General features: G+C 46.2%; 20 protein-coding genes and 2 pseudogenes. 14 read left to right on the top strand and 8 right to left on the bottom strand.

The genetic code is table 11. The annotated features are described in order from the left end of the window. Nucleotides 1-82: 82 nt before the first annotated feature. The 4 genes and pseudogenes from FZD51_RS13945 to FZD51_RS26405 all read left to right on the top strand — a co-directional run bounded on the left by FZD51_RS13945 (nucleotide 83) and on the right by FZD51_RS26405 (nucleotide 6,209). On the top strand, nucleotides 83-2,254 hold the full coding sequence (locus FZD51_RS13945) for a glycosyltransferase family protein (RefSeq protein ID WP_148975323.1): 2,172 nt from the start codon (nucleotides 83-85) through the stop codon (nucleotides 2,252-2,254). A 500-nt stretch (nucleotides 2,255-2,754) separates the two neighbouring features. Beyond that, on the top strand, nucleotides 2,755-3,111 hold the full coding sequence (locus tag FZD51_RS13940) for a hypothetical protein (RefSeq protein WP_148975322.1): 357 nt from the start codon (nucleotides 2,755-2,757) through the stop codon (nucleotides 3,109-3,111). An 847-nt stretch (nucleotides 3,112-3,958) separates the two neighbouring features. Further along, a pseudogene (locus FZD51_RS26650) lies at nucleotides 3,959-5,810 on the top strand (hypothetical protein); the annotation flags it as partial. A gap of 69 nt (nucleotides 5,811-5,879) precedes the next feature. Continuing rightward, nucleotides 5,880-6,209, top strand: coding sequence for a hypothetical protein (locus FZD51_RS26405; protein WP_222928619.1), 330 nt, complete (start codon nucleotides 5,880-5,882; stop codon nucleotides 6,207-6,209). 272 nt (nucleotides 6,210-6,481) lie between these two features. Here FZD51_RS26405 and FZD51_RS13925 read toward each other — a convergent pair whose 3' ends face one another. After that, on the bottom strand, nucleotides 6,482-8,017 hold the full coding sequence (locus FZD51_RS13925) for a glycosyltransferase (protein ID WP_148975321.1): 1,536 nt from the start codon (nucleotides 8,015-8,017) through the stop codon (nucleotides 6,482-6,484). Between the two features lie 187 nt (nucleotides 8,018-8,204). Between FZD51_RS13925 and FZD51_RS13920 the strand changes: the two genes are divergently transcribed. Both FZD51_RS13920 and FZD51_RS13915 read left to right on the top strand, forming a co-directional pair. Then, nucleotides 8,205-9,065: a glycosyltransferase family 2 protein gene (locus tag FZD51_RS13920; protein WP_148975320.1), complete on the top strand. Its 861-nt coding sequence runs from the start codon at nucleotides 8,205-8,207 to the stop codon at nucleotides 9,063-9,065. 21 nt (nucleotides 9,066-9,086) lie between these two features. Next, a complete protein-coding gene (locus tag FZD51_RS13915; RefSeq protein WP_148975319.1) occupies nucleotides 9,087-9,827 on the top strand; it encodes a glycosyltransferase family 2 protein in 741 nt (246 codons plus the stop codon). A gap of 85 nt (nucleotides 9,828-9,912) precedes the next feature. Here the strand turns inward: FZD51_RS13915 and FZD51_RS13910 are convergent, their stop codons facing one another. Both FZD51_RS13910 and FZD51_RS13905 read right to left on the bottom strand, forming a co-directional pair. After that, the gene (locus FZD51_RS13910; RefSeq protein ID WP_148975318.1) at nucleotides 9,913-10,755 is read right to left on the bottom strand and encodes a hypothetical protein; all 843 of its coding nucleotides are present in this window, start codon (nucleotides 10,753-10,755) and stop codon (nucleotides 9,913-9,915) included. 96 nt (nucleotides 10,756-10,851) lie between these two features. Then, entirely contained in the window at nucleotides 10,852-12,057 is a 1,206-nt protein-coding gene (locus tag FZD51_RS13905) for a hypothetical protein (protein ID WP_148975317.1), read from the bottom strand. 160 nt (nucleotides 12,058-12,217) lie between these two features. Between FZD51_RS13905 and FZD51_RS13900 the strand changes: the two genes are divergently transcribed. Further along, nucleotides 12,218-13,453 (top strand): BMQ_0737 family morphogenetic spore coat protein, encoded by a 1,236-nt coding sequence (locus FZD51_RS13900; protein WP_187445754.1) that lies wholly within the window; start codon nucleotides 12,218-12,220, stop codon nucleotides 13,451-13,453. 86 nt (nucleotides 13,454-13,539) lie between these two features. Here the strand turns inward: FZD51_RS13900 and FZD51_RS13895 are convergent, their stop codons facing one another. Continuing rightward, nucleotides 13,540-14,634, bottom strand: coding sequence for a glycosyltransferase family 4 protein (locus FZD51_RS13895; RefSeq protein WP_148975316.1), 1,095 nt, complete (start codon nucleotides 14,632-14,634; stop codon nucleotides 13,540-13,542). 143 nt (nucleotides 14,635-14,777) lie between these two features. On the opposite strand from FZD51_RS13895, the gene FZD51_RS13890 reads away from it, so the two are divergent. After that, complete coding sequence (locus FZD51_RS13890; RefSeq protein WP_148975315.1) at nucleotides 14,778-15,521, top strand: glycosyltransferase; 744 nt, start codon at nucleotides 14,778-14,780, stop codon at nucleotides 15,519-15,521. Between the two features lie 167 nt (nucleotides 15,522-15,688). Here FZD51_RS13890 and FZD51_RS26645 read toward each other — a convergent pair whose 3' ends face one another. The 4 genes and pseudogenes from FZD51_RS26645 to FZD51_RS13870 all read right to left on the bottom strand — a co-directional run bounded on the left by FZD51_RS26645 (nucleotide 15,689) and on the right by FZD51_RS13870 (nucleotide 20,317). Beyond that, nucleotides 15,689-16,669 (bottom strand): collagen-like protein, encoded by a 981-nt coding sequence (locus tag FZD51_RS26645; protein WP_262380916.1) that lies wholly within the window; start codon nucleotides 16,667-16,669, stop codon nucleotides 15,689-15,691. A gap of 457 nt (nucleotides 16,670-17,126) precedes the next feature. Continuing rightward, nucleotides 17,127-18,216: pseudogene (locus FZD51_RS26640) on the bottom strand (Gly-Xaa-Xaa repeat protein); the annotation flags it as partial. Between the two features lie 552 nt (nucleotides 18,217-18,768). Continuing rightward, the gene (locus FZD51_RS13875; RefSeq protein ID WP_262380915.1) at nucleotides 18,769-19,671 is read right to left on the bottom strand and encodes a glycosyltransferase; all 903 of its coding nucleotides are present in this window, start codon (nucleotides 19,669-19,671) and stop codon (nucleotides 18,769-18,771) included. Between the two features lie 28 nt (nucleotides 19,672-19,699). Further along, the gene (locus FZD51_RS13870) at nucleotides 19,700-20,317 is read right to left on the bottom strand and encodes a hypothetical protein (RefSeq protein ID WP_148975313.1); all 618 of its coding nucleotides are present in this window, start codon (nucleotides 20,315-20,317) and stop codon (nucleotides 19,700-19,702) included. Nucleotides 20,318-20,436: 119 nt separating this feature from the next. Here FZD51_RS13870 and FZD51_RS13865 point away from each other — a divergent pair, with 119 nt between their 5' ends. The 6 genes from FZD51_RS13865 to FZD51_RS13840 all read left to right on the top strand — a co-directional run bounded on the left by FZD51_RS13865 (nucleotide 20,437) and on the right by FZD51_RS13840 (nucleotide 26,647). Continuing rightward, the gene (locus FZD51_RS13865) at nucleotides 20,437-21,930 is read left to right on the top strand and encodes a hypothetical protein (RefSeq protein WP_148975312.1); all 1,494 of its coding nucleotides are present in this window, start codon (nucleotides 20,437-20,439) and stop codon (nucleotides 21,928-21,930) included. A 36-nt stretch (nucleotides 21,931-21,966) separates the two neighbouring features. Beyond that, nucleotides 21,967-22,164 (top strand): hypothetical protein, encoded by a 198-nt coding sequence (locus FZD51_RS13860; RefSeq protein ID WP_094769206.1) that lies wholly within the window; start codon nucleotides 21,967-21,969, stop codon nucleotides 22,162-22,164. A gap of 492 nt (nucleotides 22,165-22,656) precedes the next feature. After that, the gene (locus tag FZD51_RS13855; RefSeq protein WP_148975311.1) at nucleotides 22,657-23,640 is read left to right on the top strand and encodes an NAD(P)H-dependent flavin oxidoreductase; all 984 of its coding nucleotides are present in this window, start codon (nucleotides 22,657-22,659) and stop codon (nucleotides 23,638-23,640) included. Between the two features lie 179 nt (nucleotides 23,641-23,819). Then, entirely contained in the window at nucleotides 23,820-24,827 is a 1,008-nt protein-coding gene (locus FZD51_RS13850) for an ABC transporter substrate-binding protein (RefSeq protein WP_148975310.1), read from the top strand. A gap of 19 nt (nucleotides 24,828-24,846) precedes the next feature. Further along, nucleotides 24,847-25,869 carry an ABC transporter permease gene (locus tag FZD51_RS13845; RefSeq protein WP_148975309.1) on the top strand — a complete coding sequence of 341 codons (1,023 nt, stop codon included), beginning with the start codon at nucleotides 24,847-24,849 and terminating at the stop codon, nucleotides 25,867-25,869. Further along, on the top strand, nucleotides 25,853-26,647 hold the full coding sequence (locus FZD51_RS13840) for an ABC transporter ATP-binding protein (RefSeq protein ID WP_148975308.1): 795 nt from the start codon (nucleotides 25,853-25,855) through the stop codon (nucleotides 26,645-26,647). Before FZD51_RS13845 ends, FZD51_RS13840 begins: the two co-directional genes overlap by 17 nt. The last annotated feature ends 46 nt before the right edge of the window (nucleotides 26,648-26,693 follow it).

The following is a 26,693-nucleotide window of genomic DNA, read 5'->3' as shown; positions in this document are numbered from 1 at the left end:
CGTTCCTCTTCAAGCTGCATAACTTGAATACAGGAAAAGCAGCTCTCCTTGTAAATATAACTGGTAAGGAGGAAGGCAGAATATGCTGCATAATAATGGGATGCATACTTCAAACTCACCGGCACGGAGGCTGGCAGTAATTGACACGAATTTTCCCTGGAAGCAGAGCGGTTTCAGGTATTGGGAGAATGTTGAGATATGGAAGCAGAGGCCGGATACTCTCTTTTTTGCCACCAAATTATATTATGATGACTTCCCAGCCAAAGTTCATGACATCCGCTCTTTTGGTGCAATGGCTGAGAGGGAGGGAATAACGGATATTTACTGCGTTTTTCTGAACCATCTTTTGAGCCTGTTAGGCGAAATTAGAAGTTCAGAAGGAACCATGATGCCTGGTGCCAATCCACTTGTAAGCATTAGAAATCTGATTGATGATCTGGGCATCAGGGTCCATGCGATGCTTTACCCTGGCGGTGGCTTAATGCCGGGCACTGAAGAGGAATTTCTCAATATTGCTGGCAGCCATTGTGAGACAGTTTTCACCAATATTCAGGAAGTCAGAAAAAGTATTTCGAAAAGTGTCTACATGCCAGTTGTTATCAATACTGACTTCTATACGTTTACTGCTAAGGAAAAAACGGTTCCGCTTCAGATCACCTTTTGCACATACAAGGCCGTAAGAAAAAACTTTCCTTTGCTTGCCGATATCTTCAACAGGATAGACGAACGTTTCCAATTGAATATCATTGGAGATTGGGAAACTGAACTGCATCTATTGAAGAATTCCAATTATACATTTTATGAGAAACTTAACCCTGAACAAATAAAAGAGATTTATGAGCATACACACATCTTTCTTTATTGCGGCATTGCTGATCCTTATACTCTGGATGGGTTTCCCACTACCTCTGCCTGTGATGCAATGGCTTCCGGCTGTCTGCTTATAACGACCAATCCCCGGAATGATCACAGCCTTTTAATAGATAGGCAGGAATACATCGAAGCCTCTGATTCCGCTGATTCCTTCTTAAGACACATAAACTGGGCTTATGAGAACTTTGATGAAGCCATGAGGATTGCAGAAGCAGGGGCTAAGAAAATACGTGAGCACTTTAATGCTGCGCATATAGTAGACCGGAAGCTTGCACTTATTTTTGGAGTCCAGCAAGCCGATCAGGGGTTGACTGTTAAGGAAATTAATGAGAAAAAGCCTCTTGTTCCCATTATTCAAACGTTCTTGAAGGGTGGCCTCTCTGGGCGCCCTGGTGATTTCACCTTAAAAAGAATACTTTTTATCCACCCGCTCTATGGAGGAATTTATAAGGTTATATCCGAGGGAATCATTGAGGGTTTCCGAGGTCTGGGTGCTGATGTCCTTGAACTGCAGCCGAAAGAAAACGCTGCAGATTTAGCGGCAAAAATAAAGCCGGATCTTCTTTTTGTTTTATTGGGGGATTCTTTTCCGGTGCAGCAGGCGAGGGCAATTGCTGAAATGGGAATAAAAACTGCTATTTGGTTTATAGACGATCTTTATTATCCAGATGTAACGATGAAACTTGCACCTTATTATGACTATGTTTTTACACAGGAAAAAAGCAGCGTGACCGATTATTATATGGCGGGATGCAGAAATGTCCATTATATGCCGCTTGGTATAAGTACTCAGTATTTTAGCCGCGAAGAAGATGTGTCTTTTACTCATGATGTATGCATTCTGGGTACAGCCGGGAAAAGCAGGCTTGATATAGCTGCTAAGCTTGCACCTTACTTAGCGGAAAAAAAGGCCGTTATTGCAGGAACTGGAGGGGAGGATTTTTACCAATACAAACTGTATCCCGACAAGGTAAGGATCGAAGCCTTTTCGCAAAGTGATCCCTCGCAAGTAATGAAGGAGTCAAAGATAGTCATCAATCATCACGGATCACAAGAGGAAACTGATCTGCTCAGAGAGATTCAGCAGTTTTCAGACTTATCCTCTAATCCAGGGACCTTAGGGATTTCAGCATATGGAGTTTTTCAGCTTACAGATAAAAAAGGTGAGCTGTCCCGCTTCTTAGAAATAGGAAGTGAAATAGAAACGTATTCTTCTTCTGAAGAGCTGATTGCGAAAATAGAATATTATCTCAAGCATGAAAAAGAAAGAACGAAGATTGCCAAAAAAGGCCATGAAAGAATCTTCAAAGAACATTCTTATTATCGCAGGGCAATGACCATATTAGATATGATCTTCAAGCCAGATCCATTTAGCGAGTAAACTTGTCAGCGAAGTGCTGGGCATACTATGTAAAAGGCGGGACGTTTTATGAAACTGGCTTGCTTTTAGAAAAACTCTCTAAAGTAACACTTTCCTTCATCCAATACCTGAAGCCATTGGTTCTTATTGCTGCAGGTATTTTAACATTCACCCAATATATATCAATTCTAAGCAAAAGCCTTTTTAGGCTTTTGCTTATTAGCGTTTATTCAAACAAGAAAAGAAAAAGTTTGTTTTTCCGCATTCCTTCTATATAAATCATGGATAGTATATAAGCCTTTATTTCTGATAATAGGCTAATAGAGCTTCACATAAAGCAAGGGTTGAATAATATGAGGTGAGGAAGAAAATGCACGCTGTATTCCTCAAAAGGAAGGCTATTTGGCCTGTGCAGCACTCAGCAGTTTTATAGTAAATACCCAAGTATGCGATAACTTATGAGATCATAACCAGTCTGCTGGCAGCTAAAGAACAATTTTATTAGAAGGGGGTTTAGTAGAATGGCAGTTATTTCAACAGGGCCGATTGAGAATCCGGCAGTCGGAGGCGTTAGGCAGGTTACCCAGATTACCGTGATTGCGGATAACAGAAGCTCAGTAAGTGCTTCTTCAGTCCTTATTCAGGGCTACATTTTAAATGGGACAAGAACCCTTTATGTTTCAGAAGTTGTAAATCTTGGTCCAAACCAGGTGGCAACTCGTAATTACTTTGGAAATGTTGATGCATTTGAATTTGTTTTTACGACAAGCGGGCCAGCCGAAGCAAGCACCCAAATTTCTCTTTGGGGCAGATCAGCAGTTGGAGCTATTACCTTCACCCAGCGTCTTGTATCCGATGAAATATTAGGACAACTTTAGACTGAAACAAACTTAAATCAGGTGTACCTCATAAAGGACTATTATGAATTGCCCTAGGCAATTCAGTTTTTAATTAGGAAAAAAAGGAGGGAATACATTGGCGGTACTTTCCACAGGCCCTATTGCCAATCCCATTGCAGCGGGGACAAGGCTGACCAGGACAGTTTTAATCAAAGTTGATAATAGGGACAGTGTTAATTTTTCCACCGTATTGATACAAGGGTACTTTTTGAATGGTTCAAGAATTGCCTATGTTATTGAACAAGTGAGTCTGGCACCGAATCAAGTTGTGACAAGAGAATATTTTGCGAACTTTGATGGATATGAATTCGTATTTACAACTGGAGGATCTGCAGAAGCCAGCACCCAGATTTCTGTCTGGGGAAGGGATGTAAATGGCCAGCTTGTTGCTGCCCACAGGCTTGTATCAGATGAACTATTAGGATCTAATCAAGGTGTTCAGGGCCCACAAGGCCCGCAAGGAGCGACCGGGTCACAAGGAACTCAAGGGCCACAAGGGCCTCAAGGAGCAACTGGCGCCCAAGGACCACAAGGAGCAACCGGGTCACAAGGAGTGCAAGGGCCGCAAGGAGCAACTGGCGCACAAGGAGCCCAAGGACCACAAGGAGCAACTGGGWCACAAGGASTSCAAGGACCGCAAGGAGCAACTGGCKCACAAGGACCRCAAGGAGCAACTGGSKCACAAGGAGTGCAAGGACCGCAAGGAGCAACTGGCTCAATGGGAGCCCAGGGACCACAAGGAGCAACYGGRKCACAAGGAGTGCAAGGACCACAAGGAGCAACCGGGTCACAAGGAGYGCAAGGGCCGCAAGGAGCAACCGGCGCAATGGGAGCCCAGGGACCACAAGGAGCAACTGGCGCAATGGGAGCCCAGGGACCACAAGGAGCAACTGGTGCAACGGGAGCCCAGGGACCACAAGGAGCAACCGGGTCACAAGGAGCGACAGGTCCTCAAGGAGAACAGGGACCTCAAGGAGCCACKGGAGCCCAAGGAGCGACCGGACCTCAAGGAGAGCAAGGCCCACAAGGCGCAACTGGAGCCCAAGGAGCGACAGGTCCTCAAGGAGAACAGGGACCTCAAGGAGCCACAGGAACCCAAGGAACAACCGGTCCGCAAGGAGAGCAAGGTCCTCAAGGCGCAACTGGAGCCCAAGGAGCGACAGGTCCGCAAGGAGAACAGGGACCTCAAGGAGCCACTGGAGCCCAAGGTGCAACAGGTCCCCAAGGAGAACAGGGACCTCAAGGGGCCACRGGAGCCCAAGGTGCTACAGGTCCGCAAGGAGAGCAAGGTCCTCAAGGCGCAACTGGAGCCCAAGGAGCGACAGGTCCTCAAGGAGAACAGGGACCTCAAGGAGCCACTGGAGCCCAAGGTGCTACAGGTCCTCAAGGAGAACAGGGACCTCAAGGAGCCACGGGAGCCCAAGGTGCTACAGGTCCCCAAGGAGAACAGGGACCTCAAGGAGCCACGGGAGCCCAAGGAGCGACAGGTCCCCAAGGAGAACAGGGACCTCAAGGGGCCACAGGAACCCAAGGAGCAACCGGTCCGCAAGGAGAGCAAGGTCCTCAAGGCGCAACTGGTGCACAAGGAGCTTCAGGTCCCCAAGGAGAACAGGGACCTCAAGGAGCGACCGGTCCTCAAGGAGAGCAAGGCCCACAAGGAGCCACGGGAGCCCAAGGAGCGACAGGTCCTCAAGGAGAACAGGGACCTCAAGGAGNCCACTGGAGCCCAAGGTGCAACAGGTCCCCAAGGAGAACAGGGACCTCAAGGGGCCACGGGAGCCCAAGGAGCGACAGGTCCGCAAGGAGAACAGGGACCTCAAGGAGCCACTGGAGCCCAAGGTGCAACAGGTCCCCAAGGAGAACAGGGACCTCAAGGGGCCACRGGAGCCCAAGGTGCTACAGGTCCGCAAGGAGAGCAAGGTCCTCAAGGCGCAACTGGAGCCCAAGGAGCGACAGGTCCTCAAGGAGAACAGGGACCTCAAGGAKCCACTGGAGCCCAAGGTGCTACAGGTCCTCAAGGAGAACAGGGACCTCAAGGAGCCACGGGAGCCCAAGGTGCTACAGGTCCCCAAGGAGAACAGGGACCTCAAGGAGCCACGGGAGCCCAAGGAGCGACAGGTCCCCAAGGAGAACAGGGACCTCAAGGGGCCACAGGAACCCAAGGAGCAACCGGTCCGCAAGGAGAGCAAGGTCCTCAAGGCGCAACTGGTGCACAAGGAGCTTCAGGTCCCCAAGGAGAACAGGGACCTCAAGGAGCGACCGGTCCTCAAGGAGAGCAAGGCCCACAAGGAGCCACGGGAGCCCAAGGAGCGACAGGTCCTCAAGGAGAACAGGGACCTCAAGGAGCCACGGGAGCCCAAGGAGCGACAGGTCCTCAAGGAGAACAGGGACCTCAAGGAGCCACGGGAGCCCAAGGAGCGACAGGTCCCCAAGGAGAACAGGGACCTCAAGGRGCCACGGGAGCCCAAGGWGCTACAGGTCCGCAAGGAGAGCAAGGTCCTCAAGGCGCAACTGGTGCACAAGGAGCGACAGGTCCTCAAGGAGAACAGGGACCTCAAGGATCCACAGGAGCCCAAGGTGCTACAGGTCCACAAGGAGCCACAGGGGCCACAGGATCTCAAGGTCCGCAAGGCCCACAAGGAGCAACCGGAGCTCAGGGACCACAAGGACCATCAGGAACCCAGCCAATATTAGCATTTGTTAATAATTCGGGCGGTATTAGTGTACTCCCAGCTGGAAGTGAAGTAGTGGTAGCAAGTGTAACAACCAGTGTAACAGCTGGACAAAATATTAAAATTGATTCCGCTGTCCAATTGGACACTACTGCAAATGCGAATAACTCAATAACAGTACAGTTCAGATTGTATCGAGGTGGCACTCTCCTGACGACAAGAACACTTTCAAGGGTTTTAGCTGCCGCAGGAAATCAAACCTTTGATATTGCAGACACATATGTAGATACAGCTCCGGCCACGAACCCTGCTTCTACCTATCAATTAAGGGTCATTGTCACTGCTCAATCAAACTATACGGCTGCTACTGTGAATCAGCGGAACCTAAATTTAATCAAATTTTAATAGACTAGAGTAAGTCATAGATTTAAATCTAGTGACTGATTCAAGGGTAGTTTTACTTCCAATGAATCAGTTATTTTTGTGCAGCGAATCAAATTGAATGTACGCAAAAGCATAGTAAACTATCTTATAGAGTTGTAAGCTCCGGATGCCTCTCAGTGTTAAAAGAAATCCTTGCAATAATACTCAATGAAAAAGCTGGAGCAATAAGTCTGAAAACATGATATTTAAATTTTATAAAGGAAAAAGGCTGCTCATATAAGGCAGCCTTTTTTTTAATGAGTGGGCATTATGACAATTTTATCCCAGCATGAAGCACAAAACTTCCCATATTCAACATAAAACTCAATCGGATCGGAAGCTTCCATCGGCCACCAGCGGATGCTGCCGGAAGGTGCTTTTGAAGCAAAGAGATTGATATCAGCAGGAATATTCCCGATTATAATCACTTCGAAATCTCTGAATCCATTTTTTAAGCCTTTATTTAAAATCTCGTACAGCTGTATGTGCTCCTTCTCATCAGAAGAATAGGGAATCGGAAAAATGATTGATTTCTTTGACCTGTCTTCACGGATAGCGTGTGCTGTTTTTCTGGCCGGGTCGTCCCGGCCGGTTTCCCAGATTCTGCTGTACGGGACCAGCTCAGGCATCTCCATGCTCCTGATTTTTTCGTAAATCCGATTGTGATAATAGTTCTTCAGCTCCCTGACGAGAATCTGTATTTGTCCGTTTCTTGTAAAGGTTGAGTTGCTTCCCCCTTTATTTCTGTACTGGATATACAGAAGGTCTGGAACAGAAGCATATTTAGTAGACAAGAAAGTCCTGACAAGGAGGTCGTAATCATCGCTGACAAGGAGCTCCTCACGATGCCCGCCTACAAGGTGATAGCATTCTCTAGTCCAGGCGCGGGGGTGGTTAGGAAGCCCGACCAGATGGCGGATGGTATTTCCATTGATGGTTGTATGGCGCAATATGTTTTGCCACCGGTTCATTGAGTGCAGCCAGATCCGATAATAGACGCTGTAGCCGAAGCCACAGTCCCATCCGTACCAGTGGGCGTGGAGGTTTTCAGCGAATACCTCTGTACAGTCGCCGTAAACAAAGCCGCAATCAGGGTTTTCCTGAAAGGCACGGACAATCTTTTCCAGGCAGTCTGGTGTTAATTCATCATCATGGTCTAATTCAACAAGAATCTCACCCGTACAAAGGCCGGCTGCATATCGTTTGATAGAGCCTATATAACCATTATAGCTGTCCTGCCTGTATCTCCGGATTCTCGGGTCGTCCAGCTTGCTTAAATAATCCCTGTAAGTTTCTTCGTTATCACCGGAATCATCGACTATGACCCATTCCCAATTAGCATATGTCTGTGCCTGCAGTGATTTGAAGGGCCTCTGAATCTTTTCTTTTGATCTGAAGGCAGCCGTAAAAACAGACACAAGGGGTTTGTCAGAAGTGAAGCTTGAAAGCGGCACGGTTTTATTCTCAGGAAGAGGATCGGTCGCTGAGAGCCAGCAATAAAAAAGCTTACCGGGTTCAATTTTATCGGGTGACTCAAAGTGCAGCCAGCGTTTTTTTTCGTGGGCCGGCATGCTGATGAGACCTGGGAAATCCCTCCAATCTCTGCCTATCGAGACATAAATCCTCGGCAATTTCGAGTTTATGTCTGTAGGTTCGTCCTCGTTTCCGCACAAAATGACAAAGATGTGATCTTCGTATAGTTTTGTTTGAAGGGTGTCCAATTCTTCCAAAGGGACATCTTCTGCAATAAAAAAATAAGCCTTAAGCATTGGGGTCATTTTATCCTGCATAGGTAATCTCCTATTCTATAAAGTGGCATACTCTTCTATTATTTATATGCACACCTCAAACCTTGTTGCCAAAACTGGGGCAGGGCGGAATTTCAGCAGAACTGGGCGGAGAACTGAACACAGGAAGGGGATACGGAATAGAGTAATTAAAGCGAGAAATCCAAAAATCACCGGAAGGAGATTATCTATGTCTTTGCCCCTTGTGAGCATTCTAATTCCTGCCTATAATCGGCCGGTTACTCTTAAGACAGCAATCGAGAGCGCGCTAAAGCAGACTTATCCCTGCAAAGAGATTATTATTTGTGATGACAGCTCTGACAACAGGGTAGAAGAGATGATGAAAGCCTGCTTCAGCGGTACAGACAATATCCGCTATTATAAAAATGAGAAAAATTTATTTTTGAAAAACTGGCATAAGCTGCTTGACCTGGCTTCAGGAGAATATGTCAATTACTTAATGGATGACGATGTTTTCGATAAATATAAAATCGAGAAAATGATGTATTACTTCCAAGAGTTCCTGGATATAAAGCTAGTCACCTCCTATAGGCAGACAATTGATGAAAAGGGGAATTGGCTGTCTCCGCTGTATGCAACTGAAAGGCTTTTCCATGAAACAAGGGTGATGGACGGGAAGGTTCTTGCTGATATGGCCCTTTCCCGCTGTTTGAATATCATAGGGGAGCCCACGACCGTTTTGTTTAAGAAAGAGGACTTGAAAGAGCCGTTTGGGGTTTTTGCAGACCAGCAATATTCACTCCTGAATGATATGGCAGCCTGGCTGAATCTTCTGTCCGATGGCAGGGCGGTTTATATGCCTGAACCTTTGAGCTTTTTCCGCCTGCATGCAAATCAGAACAATAATGTTCTTGGACCAGCCGCATTCAGTGAATGGCTTGATCTCCTGGTTGCTGCGAGGGAAAAAGGGTTTCTTGCATTGGATGAACTGTATAAACAGGGACTGTTAAATTATCGCTCCAGAGTGGCGGGGATTGAACGGTATACCACGGATATCAGTCGAATTGACCAGATTATCAAAGACTTATAGCATGGAGGGGGGGAGAGTGTTATGGTCAATAAAGCGGCTGCAAAGGAACTTGTGTCAATTGTCATTCCGTTTTACAATTGCCAATATATTGCGAGGGCAGTCGAGAGTGCACAAAGGCAAAGCTACCCATATGTTGAAATTATTGTAGTGGACGATGGCTCCACTATGTATACTGAGCAGCTGGCTCCTTATATGAACAGCATCCGCTATATACGGAAAAATAATGGCGGGACAGCATCAGCCCTTAACGAAGGAATAAAGCAGGCAAGGGGGACATATTTTGCCTGGCTGAGCTCAGATGATGAGATCCAGCCGTCTAAGGTCCGGGCCCAGCTTGCTTTTATGCAGAGAAGGGGAAATATGATCTCCTTTACAAATTTCAATCAGATCGACAGCCAAGGCAGAATGATCAGAGCTTCTCTCAATAGGAAATATACCGACCAGCTTACCTTTTACCGTGACTTGAAGGATTTTTGTCCTGTCAACGGTTCTACTGTAATGGCTCATATGAAAGTCATGCGGAGTATAGGGCCGTTCAATGAAAAGTTAAAAAATACCCAGGATTATGAGATGTGGCTGAGAATCGCTTTGCAATACGAATTTGGGTTCCTGGATGTGCCTTTGACACATTACAGGGTTCATGAAAGGATGGGCAGCAAGGTTCGTGCACACGATTCCACTGTAGAAATTGCAGCTCTTCATCAAATTTATAAACCTAAAATTTCCGAACATATCCGGAAGCTTGAAGCGGTATCCGGATGAGAATACTTGGAAATATATCAGGAAAGAGGTGGCCAGGGAGCCATCTTTTTTATTGTAAAGAAAAAGCATCCTGCTGGATGCCTCTTCAATGGTGCTTAAAGTTCTCTGGGCTGATCGCTTCCATTTTTAGAATGAAAGCGGAAAGGAGGCCGATTTGTCCTTCGAGCTCTGTGATCTGCTGAAGGCATATAGAAATGGAGGACTCATATTCCTTCACTTTGCCTTGGAGCTGTTTCAGCTTATCAGTTAAGCCGGGATCTTTATTTTCCGGCCGGGAGGGTGACAGAGTTGAGTTTTCACGTTCCTTAGAAACCGGAATGGCCATTCCAATCTTTGTTCTAAAACTTAATAGCTCATTCATGGTGTTCTGCTGCATTTGAACCAGCTGATTATTGTCTTCAAGCAGCCTGTTCCTGTCCTTTTTTAAGATATTAAATTCCTCCAGCTGGTCTTCAAGAGACTTTTCCACAGCTTTTAATTCTGCCTTTAACCTGACCACCTCTTCTTGCTTGGGATAAGTTTTCTCTTTGAATTCTGCAAGTTCAGCCTGCAGCCTGTCATTTGCCTCCCCCTGGGTCAGCAATTCTTCTTCCAGTTCTATTATCCTCTCACTGCTTTTGCTGCATTTTTCTTCCAGATCTCCAATATAGTCCTCTAAATGGCTGATGGACGACAAACTGTTTCGTGACTCTTCCTCATGCTTTTTTACAAAAGCCTTTCTTTCTTCATCCCGGCTGTGCACCAGCTCTGCCAGTTCTTTTTCGAGGAGCAGATTTTTTTCTTTTAATGTTTCCAGCTGGCTGTAATGATAGTCATCCTGGTATTCTTTTACCTTTGCTTTGTAACGGGACAGCTCGGAATTCAGGTGGATGATTTTCTGCTTAAGCATGTGATAATCATCTTCTCTATACACGCTGGATCGGAGCATTTCGCCACCTCTGCTTTCTGGGCTGTAATGGTATTGCCATCCTATGCAGGAATATGAAAATGGTGATAAAAAAGAAAACCTGGCGCTTGGCAGGTTTTAAAAGGAAAGAGATATGCTGTTGCTTGAAGCAAAACGATGCTTTCCTTCATTAAAATAAACAAACGCCTGAATAAGAACTGAGGAATCTTCCTCCGGCTCTTTGATTGATAAGTTAAGGGCATTGAATATACTCGTTTCCCCCGGTGAAATTTCCAGCTGATGGATGCTGGTAATCCAATATTCGCCTTTTGTTTTAACTCTTTCACGCCAATTATCATAAACATATTTCCAGCCTTTGTCTCCGCCGCTCCCTTTGACAGCCATTCCTTCGACCATTTTAGGAGGGAGGATCTGGCCTTGCAATGATATCCCTTTTTCCACAGGGACTTTAATGCATATCACTGGATCAATGAGACTGGCATTTCCAATATTCTTCATAAGCAGTGCGCCATTTATCATTACTTCCTGAGCGTTATCTCCTGGCCTTGGAAGGAGAAGGGTATAATTCATGGCAATTTCTGCATCTGCCTTCATTTCTTCCTGCTTGCCACTCAGAAGTGCTGGGACAGGCTGCAAAGGCTGCTCTGCCGGCTTTTCAGCAGAAGCAGTATGGTCTTTTCCGGTCTTAGGCAGGAGGAACCCTTTGATTAAGGTTTTCAAGACAGGCATGGGCAGGAAAGACCCTTTTTGATTTTGCCCTTTTTGACTGTAGATTGAGTAGCAGACAAATGCCCTGGTCAGGATAGAAGCTAGGTTACTGACTGCAGTATTTTTTTTAGGCAGCTTGCAGACCATTTTCAAGCGAAGGGGGGAATTGGCTTTTATATACTTCAATTCTCTGAACTGGAAGTGAAGTGACCTCTTATTCAGCTCGGATAGAAGAGCATTCTTCACCCGGTCATCCAGGTGACTGGGATGCTCGATGGTGAGCTGCGGAAGCGATATATGTTCTTCTTCAATCATCTCTAACATTATATGCGGCTTATCCCTTGCTTCCTCATTGCCATTTGTAAAAGTGATGAAGCCCTCTGCCTCCAGGTAATTTCTCAGCTCTTCCACCAGCGCTGTATTTGAAAAGTCTGCTGGAAGAGGCTGGCATAAGATGGACTCCAGCATTCTCCCTGGGTTTATATAAAGTCTTCTATCAGCAATCTCCCATCTAGTGTTATACCCATGGGCTTCGCAAAAAAGCGTGATGCTTATTAGTGATGAAGACAGAGCTTCTCCCAATGTTTCCTCTTCCAGAAAAACAGATATATTCATGGCATTCACTCCTTTAAACCGGCATTAGTCCAAAATATGAATATATGAAAATAAGCCCAAGATCCTCATACTGAAAAAACAGGCTCGTTGATTAGAACCATTTATCCCGAATATCCATATGATGAATTGAATACACAACCTATTAGAAAGGATGATTTAGTTGAAGCCTCATAAGAGACCACAACTGACCCCTAATAACGTTCAAGAAGAATGTATTCGGGTTTCCAAGGTATATGACTGGGTATTTGATGCGATTACAACTGATACAGGCATTACCTTGCCGCCCGATTGTGAAGCAGCAGTTGCGCTGGCAGTTGCAGAAGGGAGAACCCCGCTTGATGTAACATGCAGTGTTCCTGATGTAGGAGGATTTTTCCCGCTTGATCCTCCAGACACAGACGGAAATGCTACTTGCACTGTTTCATCCCGTATTGAAAGGCGCAAAATCCCGGTAAACGGCGTCATGACAGACCTGGCTATTGTGAAGGTCATCTTCACTATCAGGCCGCTTGTCACAATCTATGACAGCACAGGAGCTGTGATTTGCAGCTTCCGTCCAACTATCAGTGAATCGCGCCGGCTAGTTGTCTGTGCACCTGAGCCATTCACAAGCGACAATGTGTTCTGCCGCCTGATTTCTCTGAACTGTGAAACAAACTTCATTGAAACTGGCATTCCTGATGTTGGATTGCAAATTATGCTGGATATTTGCTTCGAAATCCAGGTTGAAGCAGATGTGAAGCTGGAAGTCCTGGCTAAATTCTGCTTCCCGCGTCCAAACGATATCGTCATTCCTCCTGGTGGGGTCTGCCCGCCGTTTGAATGGCCGGAGCAATGCGACTTTTTCCCGCGCGACAACTGTGACTGCCAGGCGTTTGTGGATACAGACCCTATTACAGGTCCAGTTCCTATTGTGTTCAGCCCGATTCTGTTTGCAGAAGATTTGGCTGCAGGGACTTATACAACAGAGCTGAGAGCCGAAATCTGCGACAACTGCCAGCTGACTGGCAGCACACTGCAATGGATTGTGGAGGATTTCGTTGTGCCGACTGGAACTGGTACGCTAGCTGTTGACCAAAGCTTTGTCTTTACAGCAGAAGAATTCAATATGCCAACCTGTTCGACTGTATTGGGAATCACCACATTGACGGTAACTGGTGCAGGTACAATTGTTTTCTCTGATCCAAGCGTGACAGACCGCACTGCTTTGTTCACACTAACTCTGGTCGAAAATATTGGCACTGATCTGGATGCTTACTCTATCACTCTTACTGATATCGCTGGAGCTCCGCTGGTGACATTTGCAGGTGCAGGTACTGGTTTTGTGCCAGATGAAGACCTGATCATCCAGGATTGCGTAACATTCCCGAATCTATTGGGCGGCCAGCCTCTATAATTCTTGGTTTAATTTCGAAAGAAGGGGAAACCCTTCTTTTTTTCTGTTTTATTTCCTCTCAAGATGAGATTTCTTATGAGGTGCAGCTATTTCATTTGTTTCAATTCAGTGATCATATTTAAAAAGTGGTCAGCGTACTCCCCGGGCGAAAAGTTTTGCTGGATATGCTGTGATGCCCTTTGCCTGATTGCTTCCCGGAGTGAAGTATTGGCAATCAGGTCATGCCCTTCTTTGACGGCATGCTGGATATTGCCCAGCGTGAAAAACTTTCCTGTTACATTATGGATGATAAAATGCCTGACCCCATCAGAATCTGTGGAAAGGACAGGGCATCTGCATATCATTGCTTCTAATACGGCATATCCGAATCCTTCCACTTTGGAGGTTGAACAGAGAAACCCTCCTGAATCTCCAATCATGGAATAATGGTCAGCCATCCGGTCATGCGGAAGGTTGGCAAATACAGTCAAGTGGGACTGGAGGTTCAGCTGCTTAATGACTGTTTCGAACGCATTTCGCTGGTCCGGCGGGGCAAGGGTGCTGTCTTCGAACATCCAAAGCCGTATAGAAGGGTTCTTCCTGATCAGTTTAGCTCCGATCATAAGGAAGTCTCTCCAATTCTTGTTTTCTTCGAGTCTTCCAACCCAGCCTATTATGGGGTTGGGCTTTTTCGGAAGGTGCCTGTAATGAAAGTCCCTGGAGTTAAAGCAGTTGTGAAATGAATACTTTTTCTTGGCAGGAAAATAGGTTTCAAACGCTTTGATCAGATGAGGTGTTTTTGGATAAAGGATTGCATCACAATAAGGATTTATGATCGGCAGTGCATTTGCTTTGACGAACTTTTCTGCATAGTCCTTATCATGGCCGATGCCCTGGCTTTCAAATATCAGGATCCCTCCATAGCCCAGCGACCGGAGGCGCTGAAGCATAGCAAGGTCAGAACCGACAACGATTGCATCATAATTGCCTTTTTGAAGAATTTCTTTTATGCCTAAATCGGTATTGGTCACATATAAAGTGGCATCCGTCTTGTTCTGCAGCCCTGTACCGCTTTGACTGTAGAGGAAATGGCAGTTGATGCCTACCTGGCTGAGGGCATATAGTCTCTGCCTGTTTAATGTTTCAACGCCTCCGCTGGGTATATAAAAGGTAAAGAGAACATTCAGTTCCTGACCACTCATTATAATTTCTCACCCCATTCCTGTTAATGTATACAGCATCAGTTAGACACCTTTTTGAAACCATAAACTATAATGTTAGAAGGTCTTGCGGAAACCTTTCTCCACAATGGAATTTCAGATTAATTATAAGAAGGGGGAACCAAATGGCGCTTTCAAGTTCCGATTCAAAGCCAAGTGATCTTGTCTCCATCATTATTCCATTCTATAACTGCAGCTATATTGGCAATAGCATCGCCAGTGCATTGCAGCAAACCTATAATAATATTGAAATAATCGTAGTAGATGATGGCTCCACAGCTCATTTGCAGTCAGTAAAGCCATTTCTAAGCCAAATTGTCTATATAAAGAAGACAAATGGAGGGACGGCGTCTGCATTAAATAAAGGGTTTAAAATAGCAAAAGGCAATTATATGGTATGGCTGAGTTCTGATGATATAATGCTTCCAGATAAAATCGAAAAGCAGCTTAAGTTTATGAAAAAAGAGAAGGCCGCATTTTCTTTTACTGATTACAAACTCATCAATGATAAAAATGAAAACCTGACTGCTTCCGGCATCCTTAGCAGCTACAGCAGGGAATCAATCCTGGATGGACTGAAAACAAACTGCACAATCAATGGATCAACTATCATGATGAAGAGGGATCTGTTCGCAAGTGTTGGCGTTTTCGACACTTCATACAGGTATGCCCATGACTATGAATACTGGATCAGGGCTTATTTGAAGCATGACCTTGCTTTTCTTAAAGAGCCTCTTACCTTTTATCGAATCCATAACCGGATGGGGACAAAAAAGCATTTACGAAAAATCAGTGAGGAAACGGATAGAATACAAAAACAGTATGGTCATATTTTAAATAATTTCCATGGATGGAAAAGGGCAAAATGACTGTTCCTACTTAAGCTTATGGCGGGCATCGCCTGGCCTATTACTGTAAACATGTTCTGGAATCTTTTCATCATTGAAATTAGACATGCGAAAGCAAAATAGTAAAATGTGCTGCCAGGTTATTGTGTCACCAGCCTGGCAGTATTTTGCAATAATTTCCTTAAGCTTTATAAGGTTCCGTTGAACCAAACAAGTTTCGTACCAGTTACAGAAGACACGGAGTTGACGAAATAGTAGTTTGAAGCTCCGTCTAATGTCAGATTTCCGGTCCAGGTAATCGTACCGAACTGGCTGCCGAAGATGCCGATTGGCGGAACATCCGCTGCAGGATTGGCTGTTACATTCCCGCCGATAAACGAGTTAAGGATATTACTGTAGACGGCTATCTGTATCTTGCTGTCTGAGCGGCTGTCCACCATGCGCTGAAGCCTCAGGCCATTGTGGATGACGGTTACCTGGCTCGTTTGGATTGTCACATTTCTGGGTGTTGAAGACCCAAAGTTTGCCAGATCGGCGTTCCCAAGCACCCATGGTCCAAGCCCCAACAGCTGGACATGCCGTGCCGGCGGAATCGTAATATCTTCATCAAACACAGAATTAGCTGCAATCAGAATAACCAGCCTTGCACGCATCCCGAATGTGACTGCCAAAGGACTGCTTGTGTCAGCTGTAATGGCGGCCTGCAGAGAGTTGAATGGATTGAGAGGGGAGCCGTGGCCTGGTCCGGGTGCACTTGAGTCTGCCCAGAATACCGTTTCTTCTCCCCGTAGGAAGTCGCTTGGACCTTGAGGACCTTGTTCGCCTTGGGGGCCTTGAGCGCCAGTGGCGCCAGTGCTGCCTTGAGGACCTTGAGCACCGGTAGCCCCGTTGCTGCCTTGAGGTCCCTGAGGCCCTTGCACCCCTTGGTTAGATCCAAGAAGCTCGTCTGATACTACACGATGTGCAGCAACAAGCTGTCCTGCAACATCTCTGCCCCAGACAGAAATTTGAGTACTGGCTTCAGCTGGGCCGCTGGTTGTGAATACAAATTCAAATGCATCAAAATTAGCGGTAAGGTTCCTGGTAATAACCTGGTTTGGTCCGATATTGATGTTTTCAAGTGCATATAATATCCTGGTAGCATTCAGCCTGTATCCCTGAAGCAGCACTGTAGAAGCGTTTACTGCATCCCTGTTATCTATCTTAATATTTACTGTCCTTGTTGCCGCCTACAGGTGTATTGGAAATTGGTCCAGTAGATAAAACAGCCATAAATTGTCCTCCTTTGCTAATTAATTTTAGAGATGAAATCCTATTAAACTCTTTCATTCTCACATTTATTTTATTTTTATATTTGGACATTGCTTGTGAGTTTGTCCATCCGGCGTAGCGGATTTTAAAATCCGTAGTAGAAAGATATAAGCAGGGAGAGGATTCACTGCTGGTTTTATTGCTGGATTTTTCTTTCAGTTCAGATATATAAAAATGCCTGCAGGCTCCTTAAATCAAACCTGCAGGCATTTTTTAGTAAATAGATGGAAAAGGGTCCTAAAATCTTCTGGACTATCAGGCCCCTGTTTGGCCTTGAAGACTCAGGAGGGGCTTAGGTTCGGGTTTTTCCTAAGGACCTTGCTCTCCTTGAGGGCCTTGTTCCCCTTGAGGGCCTTGTTCTCCTTGAGGGCCTTGCTCTCCTTGAGGGCCTTGTTCTCCTTGAGGGCCTTGTTCTCCTTGAGGGCCTTGTTCTCCTTGAGGGCCTTGCTCTCCTTGAGGGCCTTGCTCTCCTTGAGGGCCTTGCTCTCCTTGAGGGCCTTGTTCCCCTTGAGGGCCTTGTTCCCCTTGAGGGCCTTGCTCTCCTTGAGGGCCTTGCTCTCCTTGAGGGCCTTGCTCTCCTTGAGGGCCTTGCTCTCCTTGAGGGCCTTGCTCCCCTTGAGGGCCTTGCTCCCCTTGAGGGCCTTGCTCTCCTTGAGGGCCTNTCTCCTTGAGGGCCTTGCTCTCCTTGAGGGCCTTGCTCTCCTTGAGGGCCTTGCTCTCCTTGAGGGCCTTGCTCCCCTTGAGGGCCTTGCTCTCCTTGAGGGCCTTGCTCTCCTTGAGGACCTTGCTCTCCTTGAGGACCTTGCTCTCCTTGAGGGCCTTGCTCTCCTTGAGGGCCTTGCTCTCCTTGAGGGCCTTGCTCTCCTTGAGGRCCTTGCTCTCCTTGAGGRCCTTGCTCTCCTTGAGGGCCTTGTTCCCCTTGAGGGCCTTGCTCTCCTTGAGGGCCTTGTTCTCCTTGAGGGCCTTGTTCTCCTTGAGGGCCTTGTTCCCCTWGAGGGCCTTGCTCTCCTTGAGGRCCTTGCTCTCCTTGAGGRCCTTKCTCTCCTTGAGGGCCTTGTTCTCCTTGAGGGCCTTGCTCTCCTTGAGGGCCTTGCTCTCCTTGAGGGCCAGTTGCACCTTGGGCTCCAGTAGCTCCTTGAGGACCTTGAGGGCCTTGAGCCCCTGTTACTCCAGTCGGACCCTGTGAACCTTGAGCCCCAGTGGCTCCTTGAGGACCTTGAGCGCCTTGAGCCCCCGTTACTCCAGTTGGACCCTGTGAACCTTGAGCACCGGTAGTGCCTTGAGGACCTTGAGCGCCAGTGGCTCCAGTTACTCCTTGAGGACCTTGAGACCCCTGTGCACCAGTCGCACCGGTAGGCCCTTGAGCACCTTGAACGCCAATAGGACCTTGAGGCCCTTGAGCACCTTGATCTGAACCTAATAGTTCATCTGAAACGATGCGGTGTGCAGTTACCAATCCTCCAGCAGCATCACGTCCCCAGACGGAAATCTGGATATCTGCTTCAGCTGCTCCTCCAGTTGTGAACACAAATTCAAAGCTATCAAAATTTGCAAAGTAGTTTCTTGTGATGACAGAGTTTGCAGGAACATTTAGCAGTTCAGAGACATAAAGAGTGCGCGATCCATTCAGCTGATAGCCCTGAATCAATATCGTGCCTGGGCTTGCTAAATTCCTGTTGTCTATTTTAATTGTGACCGTCCTTGTTTGCCTTGAACCGCCTACTGCGGGATTAAGAATTGGGCCGGTTGACAATATTGCCATATAATAACCTCCCTTCAAACGTGAGTTCTAGTCAATACGATTATGACAAGCTATCGTATTTCTCTATATCGTATTTTTGAGCAATAGTTTTGTCAGTGACTTTGTCCCTGTACTGCTGCGGATTTTTATTTAAATTCTATTGGCAGAGCAGACAAAAATGCCGCCCCGGAATTATTCCCGGAAAGCGGCAGAGAATTAGAAATCTATTTTGAATTTGGCAAAAAACCAGTCATCATCATACCTGCGCCTTGCAAGATAAGCCTGCTTCTTTTCCAGTGCACCTTGCGCAAGCACTTTTCTCTCAATTTCTTTTTCATTCCCATTGATCAGCATTTTCCTGGTTTTGTAGATTCTTGCAGGGCTGAAGTGAAGGTAAGCAAGTCTGAGCAAATTATAGAAGTATTCATCAAGCTCGACTCTGTAAGGCTGTACCTTCCTGAATAAGTGAAGCACTTTAGCTTTTGGCTGGACATGGCATTTATACCCGAACAGCCAAAGCTTGATTGAAATCTCCACATCCTCATATCCCCAAACCGGAAATCCTGTTTCGAAACCTCCTGCATCCTCAAAAACCGATCGGTTGATGGCAAAGCAGCCTCCCGGCAGGATGGCAGTTTCAAAAAGATCGTCCTGTTTGACATTCCAGTGTGTCCGGATCTTTGAAGATCTCTCATTTACCCATAATGTCTGGCCATAGCCGGTGAAATGGGGGTTGCCGATGGCCCCGATGGCAGGTGTGACGGCATCGGTCAGGCCTGTTAGAAGAGGCTCGATCAACAGGTCCAGCCAATAGTCTTCAAACTCCAGATGGGCATCACAGAAGACGAGCACTTGTCCTTTTGCAAGCTTGGCTCCTTCATTCCTCGCGTTGGCTGCTCCGACACCGTCTGTCGTGATGAGACTGATGTTTTTATCCAAATAATCAGCTTTCAAAAAGTCACAGCATTGATCAGTTGAATAATCATCGACAATTATCAATTCATAAGGCTGGCGAATAGGGGCCGAGAAGAATGATTCCAGCGTTTTTTTTACATTTTCTCCTTCGTTTTTCACGGGAAAGATGATTGAAGCAAGTACAGTTTCAGTCAATTTACTCACTCTCCTTTATGGCTGATTGCAATATCATTCAAAAAACCGGGAAGACCCTTTTTTCAGCTTCTTCAAGCGTTATCTGTCCAGCCAAATAGCTGCAAATGAGCGAATAATTGAAATGAATGCTGAATAAGTTCCTGTCCAGCGAATGGGCAGCAGCTTTAAGATGGATATAAGGAGGGAGAATATAGGCGGTGATTGTTTTCGGGCTTTCTGCCAATTTCTTCGTATCGCCCTGGGCAATGATGAATTTCCTGGAAATAGGCGGATAAGACAGCAGAATGATATCTTTGTTTTCAGCATCTGCGGGGAATTTTTCTATATTTGATTTCCGGCTGAGCTTTTCTGCCAGATCCTCAGGCAATGCGGTCTTCAGTATCTGCTCTCTTTCTATCAAGTGCAGGAGTTTCGGGATATTCCATTTGATCTGATAATATTCCGTGTCATTTAATGGGATTTCTGCCATTACCATTTCATCTTCATTTACTATATAAGGGGCTTCATTCCCGGAATCGAGTTTATTTTTATAATAAAGCAGTGTCTTTTTTAGATCTTTCGGAGGCTTGTTGACAAGGCTGAACCCGTTTCTTACTACAAGCTGTTCCATATAATCCACAGTCAGAAAGCGGTCAAGCAGAAAGCTTTTTTTCATTTAGATCACCCCTGCATATACATATTGCCGATCATTCTTTTCGTGCCTGTATCGTGTAACGGAGAAGTAAAATTCACATATAGATAAATAAGATAAATGCCTCAGAAGGAGGGGATGCAATGAAAAAGGATGCAGGTCAATCAGCACCGGAAGAAATTGAAGATCTGGAGTCATGGGAGCCGGAAAGCATTTTCAATTTTTTGGATACCTCCAGGCATAATTTAAACAGCATAAAGAAATCTCTGCTCTTTTACAATGGGAAAACAAAAGAACTTCTGTCAGATATCGCGATATTAGAGCAGGAGACAGCCGCGGTTCCGGGCCCGGCAATTGACCGGCCAGAACAAGAAGAAGAGGAAGCAGTTTCCGGCCAGGAGAATGACTTCAGGGCAGATGAGCTGCTTAAGGACATTTTGATAAAAATCAATCAGATCCAGGCGGAAGATCAAGAACTCAGGCGGGATATGAAAAAGAAAAACCAAACCATTAATGAATATGCCCGGCAGAGAATGGATATGTACAATCAAATTTCAAACCTCGAGTTTTTATTGACTTCCTCCGCGCAGAAAAACCAGGAGCTGGAGAAAGAGCTGAGACGAAGGGAATGGGAGTATAAAAAGAAGCTGAAGGAGACTGGAAAATTTGAGGAAGATATGGCCATCAAGCTGGAGGAAGAAACACAAAAGCTTTCCAGCATCGCCTTAAAGGCGGGTGAACTGACCGGCAGTAAATATCACGAAGACAGAAGAAACATCCTCATGCATCTTCAGTCCAGCCTGGCAGGGATGATGACTATGAGGGAAGAACAAACCAAATGGTTCGGAGAAATGAAAGGCACCTTTCAACATATAACAGAAAAATGGGTGACTGATGGATTCACAATGCCTACTCCAGAAGAGCAAGACGTGAATACTATGAAAAGAGGGAGCTGGATACATTTGCTAAGGTCTTGGTGGAATAATGAAAGTCAGACGCAAAGTTTAGCAAAGCTTGAGGAGCTTCAGGATAAAATCAAGGAACTGCATTCTCTTTTAAGCTCATATGAAAATCTGCTAAGCGATATGAACGGGCATTTTGAGCGTTATGAAGAAAATGAAGTGCAATATACAAGCGAAATGAAAGAGCTGAAAGAACAGATCCGCGATTTCATCAAAAGGGATGAGGAATACCTTCAGAAAACGAAAGAGCTGGAGGCCGAACTTGCCGATTATAAAGAACAGAACTTGAAGCTTGGCGGCAAAGTGAAAGAAATGGAGCAGCGTGATAAAGAACTCAAGACCAAAGTGGAAACCATGAAAAAGAGATCTGCAGGCAAAATCCAGCAGGCAAAAAATGCCGCTTCCCAAAGGCAGGACCAGGATAAAATGCATCCGCGGCAAAACCAGAATTTAATGGGAAATTCCCAGAGAAGCGCAGCAATGATGATGCCGCCAAGAAAGCCCGAATCCGCAAAAGATCAGACAGCAGAAATGGCTGAGGCACTTATCAGAAGGGCCAGGGACAAAGCAAGGAATGATAAAAATCAGAACCAGGACAACAAGATGGAGCTGATCCAAAAATATTATCCCCAAGCAAAATCCCAATCAAGTGTTTTCAATCCATTTAAAAATTGATCTTTATCCGGGTAAAATAATCAGGGAGTGAGAGAAATGGAACAGGCCAGAAAATTCTATGAAAGCTTCAAAAAAGGAAAGAAGTTTCCTGCCGGAAAAATTACCGGCGAAGCCAAAAAGAAAAATTTGCTGGAAAATAAAAACCAGCTGCTTCCAAGCGGTGACAGCACAACTTATGTCTCAGGCGCTGCCGGCGGTACACGCCCGCGCCGCAGAACCTGCTGCGGCCGTTAGACTGATTAATCATTTGTCCTTCCTGCTTCAAACACCAGCATCACAGCCACAGAAATAATAAGCTGTCTGCAGGGCAGAAAGAAGCTGCAGCATTATAAGGATAGACTCAGACAGAGCTGACCCGCTTCTGGTCTTTCTATCTGCGATATGAATATAAGCATAGATCCCTTCTGGAAAACTTTGCGCTGACCAGTACACTAATACAGTTATAGCCAAAATAAAGTTTCACATAAAATAGAGTTAGTGACAGATCCTTTCTAATAATAAGAATAAGTTGTGTAAAAGAGCGTATAAGAAAGGCTCCTGGATACGGGAAATCCAGGAGTCTTTTTCGTGTCCTTCAGGAGACCGGAGCGATTTCTTAAACTTTGCAAAACAGATTCCCTCAAGCGTACACATTATAGGAGTTTATGGAAAGTACCTTGCGGTTTTGTTTATATTATGTTAATTTTCAAAATAGTATAACACTATTTTCACGGAAGGGGTAATCTGTTGAATAGGTTGACGGAGATTTTACAAATCAAGTATCCGATCATACAAGGAGGCATGGGAAATATCAGCAGCAGCCGGCTTGCAGCCGCGGTTTCCAATGCTGGAGGGCTTGGCACCGTCGGGGTAGGGACAATGCTTCCTGATGAAATTGAGGCTAAGCTGCTTGCGCTGATGAACCTGACGAGCAGGCCATTCGCTGTCAATATTCCCATCACTGTTTCCCCTTTTGCGGAAGAGGCAATGGAGCTGGCTGAAAAATACGGCGCAGCAGCTGTATCGCTTTCTGCTGGAAATCCCGCACCATATATAAGCCGGCTGAAGTCTAAAGGAATCAAAACCATTGCTGTCACTGCATCGGTCAGACAGGCTGAAAAGGCAGAAGCGGCAGGAGCGGACATTATTTCTGCTGAAGGCTATGAGGCAGCAGGCATCAATTCCAGGCTGGAAACGACAACGCTTTCTCTTATCCCCCAGATCTGCAGCAGGGTCAACATTCCGGTGGCGGCAGCAGGCGGGATCAGCGATGGAAGAGGAATGGCTTCTGTATTCATGCTGGGTGCAAGCGCTGTGCAGATCGGCACGCGCCTCATCGCGGTCAAAGAGGCACCTTTCCACGAAAATTATAAAAAGGCGCTGCTTGATGCCAGCGATGCAAGCACGGTCATAGTCGGCAGAAGTGCAGGGCAGATCCGAAGAATACTGCATACAGAGTATGCTGATTTTCTGCTGCAGAAAGAAACAGAAAATCCTTCTGAATACAGCTTTTTTACGAATGAAGATTATCACAAAAAAGGCGCTCTTGAAGGAGATAGGGTGAGAGGGTTCATGAATGCCGGGCAGACCGCAGGGCTTATTGCAGATATACCTGCGGTTGCCGATCTCTTCAAGCGGATGATGGAAGAGGCGGAAGAAGCTATTGAAAAAACAGCAAGCCAGTTTAGAGTTTCTGTAAAGCCCGGCAGCAATAAGCAAGATGAAGATTAATGGTTTTAATTGATTAAATCTTTAGAATGTTATTGACATATTTTTCAATCAGGTGATAATATAACGGTGTAAAAACGCTGATGCGATAATTTATCATATTTTTATGTAAGCGATTACATAAAAGCGGCAGAAGTGAGAGTCAGTGTGAAGCGCCAATAAATCTTGCAAGGGGGATTGTCATGAAAAAATCGATCAAAGCTGCTTCTTTACTGCTGGCAGGAAGCCTGCTCCTGTCTGGCTGCGGGAGCGATGAGGCTTCAGGCGGCGATGGCAAAAATGGGGACAAGAAGGTTTATCAGATCGGATTGACTCAATTTGCCGAGCATCCTTCACTGGATGCAGCAACTGAAGGCTTCAAAAAGGCGCTGGAGGAAGCAGGCTTCAAAGAAGGCGATAATGTTGAATATGACTTCCAGAATGCCCAGGCAGATATGAATAACACACAGACCATTGCCAACAATTTCGCGGGTGACCAGGTTGACCTCATTTTTGCCAATGCCACGCCAAGTGCGGTCAGTGCATTGAATGCGACAAAGGATATTCCCATCGTATTTACCTCTGTAACAGATCCTGTCGGTGCCGGGCTTGTAAAGTCATTTGATGAACCGGGCGATAATATCACCGGCACGACAGATAATCATCCTGATGCTACCGGCAGAACGATCGATTTCATGACAAAGGAAGCAGGTGCCAAAAAGATTGGCGTCATTTTCAACGCCGGAGAGCAGAACTCTGAAGTACAGGTCGAGAAAGTCAAAGAACTGGCAGAAAAAAATGGGGCCGAGGTGGTAGAGGCGTCCGTCTCCACTTCCGCAGAAGTCAAGCAGGCTGCAGAGTCTTTAGTAGGAAGGGCAGATGCCATTTATGTCCCGACAGATAATACGGTCGTTTCTGCACTTGAATCTGTCATAGGTGTAGCACAAAGCAAGAAAATCCCTCTCTTCGTTGGAGAGCTGGACTCCCTCAAGCGCGGCGGGGTAGCAGCGAGCGGATTTGATTATTTTGAAATAGGCTACCAGACCGGAAAAATGGCGGCAGACATCCTTAAGGGCGATAAGAAGCCGAGTGATATCCCGGTAGGGCTGCCTGAAAATATCAAACTTGTGTTCAATCCGAAGGCTGCAGAAGAGCAAGGCCTTGAAATTAAGGAAGAGTGGAAAGACATAGCTGAGTTCTATGAAGAATAGCGAAGGGCGTGGTCTCTAGATGTTTACAGCAATCTTCGGAGCTTTTGAGTCGGGCATCATCTACAGCATCATGGCGCTCGGTGTCTATCTTTCTTTCAGGGTGCTGGATTTTCCGGATCTTACAGTGGACGGCAGCTTTGTGACGGGTGCTGCTGTTGCAGCAACCCTGATCGTAAGCGGCGTCAATCCCTTTTTCGCTACTGCGGCTGCACTTATTGCAGGCTTTGCCGCCGGCTGCCTTACCGGCATTCTGCATGCTTATGGAAAAATAAACAGCCTGCTTTCCGGCATCCTGATGATGATCGCTTTGTATTCCCTTAATTTAAGGATCATGGGAAAGTCCAATGTACCTCTTCTCAATACAGAGACAGCCATGACAGGCATCAGGGATGCATGGGATAAAACAGGGATCGATCCCATGCTGAATGGCATTCTTGCAGCCGTAGGGCTGGGGGACAGCCTTCCAAGGACATGGGGGATCCTTATAATGATGCTGTTCACTGCATTTGCCATCAAGCTTCTGGCGGATCAGTTCCTGAAAACGGAGATAGGCCTTGCTTTAAGGGCAACCGGCGACAATAAAAGGATGATCAGAAGCCTCTCAGCAGATACAAATCTGATGGTCATACTCGGCCTGGGGCTGTCTAACAGCCTTGTCGCTTTCTCTGGCGCATTGATTGCCCAGCAGGGCGGATTTGCAGATGTCGGGATGGGCATCGGGATGATCATCATCGGTCTGGCATCGGTCATCATCGGGGAAGCTTTATTTGGCACAAAAACCATAGCAAGGACAACTCTTGCCGTAATTGGCGGAGCAATCATCTACAGGATCGTCGTCACACTTGCCCTGCGTGCAGATTTCCTTGAACCGGGGGACATGAAGCTCATTACAGCTGTCATTGTGATCATTGCCCTGATCATGCCTAAAACACTTGATCGGATAAGGGAAGGAAGAAGAAAGGCCAAGAGGCTTCGCACTCAGCCCGGTGAAGGCTATCTTTCCGGAGAAAGGGAGGAGAATCAGCGTGCTGCAGCTAAATAATATCAGCAAAATCTTCAATGAAGGGACGCCTGATGAGAAAAATGCTCTTGACAGTGTGAGCCTTTCTTTAACTGCTGGCGATTTTGTCACTGTCATCGGTTCAAATGGGGCGGGGAAGTCGACACTGATGAATATTATTTCAGGCGTCATGATTCCAGATGCAGGAAGCGTGCTGATCAATGGTAAAAATGTGGTGATGATGCCCGAGCATAAAAGGTCATTTCTGATCGGGAGGGTTTTTCAGGATCCAATGGCAGGAACAGCACCAAGCATGACGATAGAAGAAAATCTGGCCATGGCTTATTCCCGCAATAAAGGCAGGACTTTTAAACGGGGCGTCACTAAAAAGCGGAGGGAAAATTTCAGGGAAGTCCTTGAGTCCCTTCATCTCGGTCTTGAAAATAGGCTGAATGCCAAGGTTGGACTGTTATCCGGGGGTGAAAGGCAGGCTTTATCCCTGCTTATGGCCACCTTCACAGAGCCTTCCATCCTCCTGCTTGATGAACACACTGCGGCCCTTGATCCTGCCAGGGCTGAGCTGATCACCTGCCTCACAAAGGAGATTGTCAGCAATTACAAGCTTTCCACCATCATGGTCACCCATAATATGCAGCAGGCTTTGGATCTCGGGAATCGGCTTATCATGATGGATAAAGGGCAAATCATCCTGGAGATTGAAGAAGATAAAAAGAAAAAATTAGGGATTGAAGATTTGCTCAGTGAGTTCCAGCGGATCCGCGGCCGGCAGCTGGCAAGTGACAGGGCGCTTCTCTCGTAGCTGAATGAAGGAAAAGGATTAAGCAGGCGGGATTTTGCCTTATGTT

The sequence above is a fragment of the Bacillus infantis genome (assembly GCF_008180445.1).
Lineage (GTDB): Bacteria > Bacillota > Bacilli > Bacillales > Cytobacillaceae > Bacillus_AB > Bacillus_AB infantis_B.
Note: the sequence above shows the minus strand (reverse complement) of the source record. Positions and strands in the feature narration are given on the sequence as shown.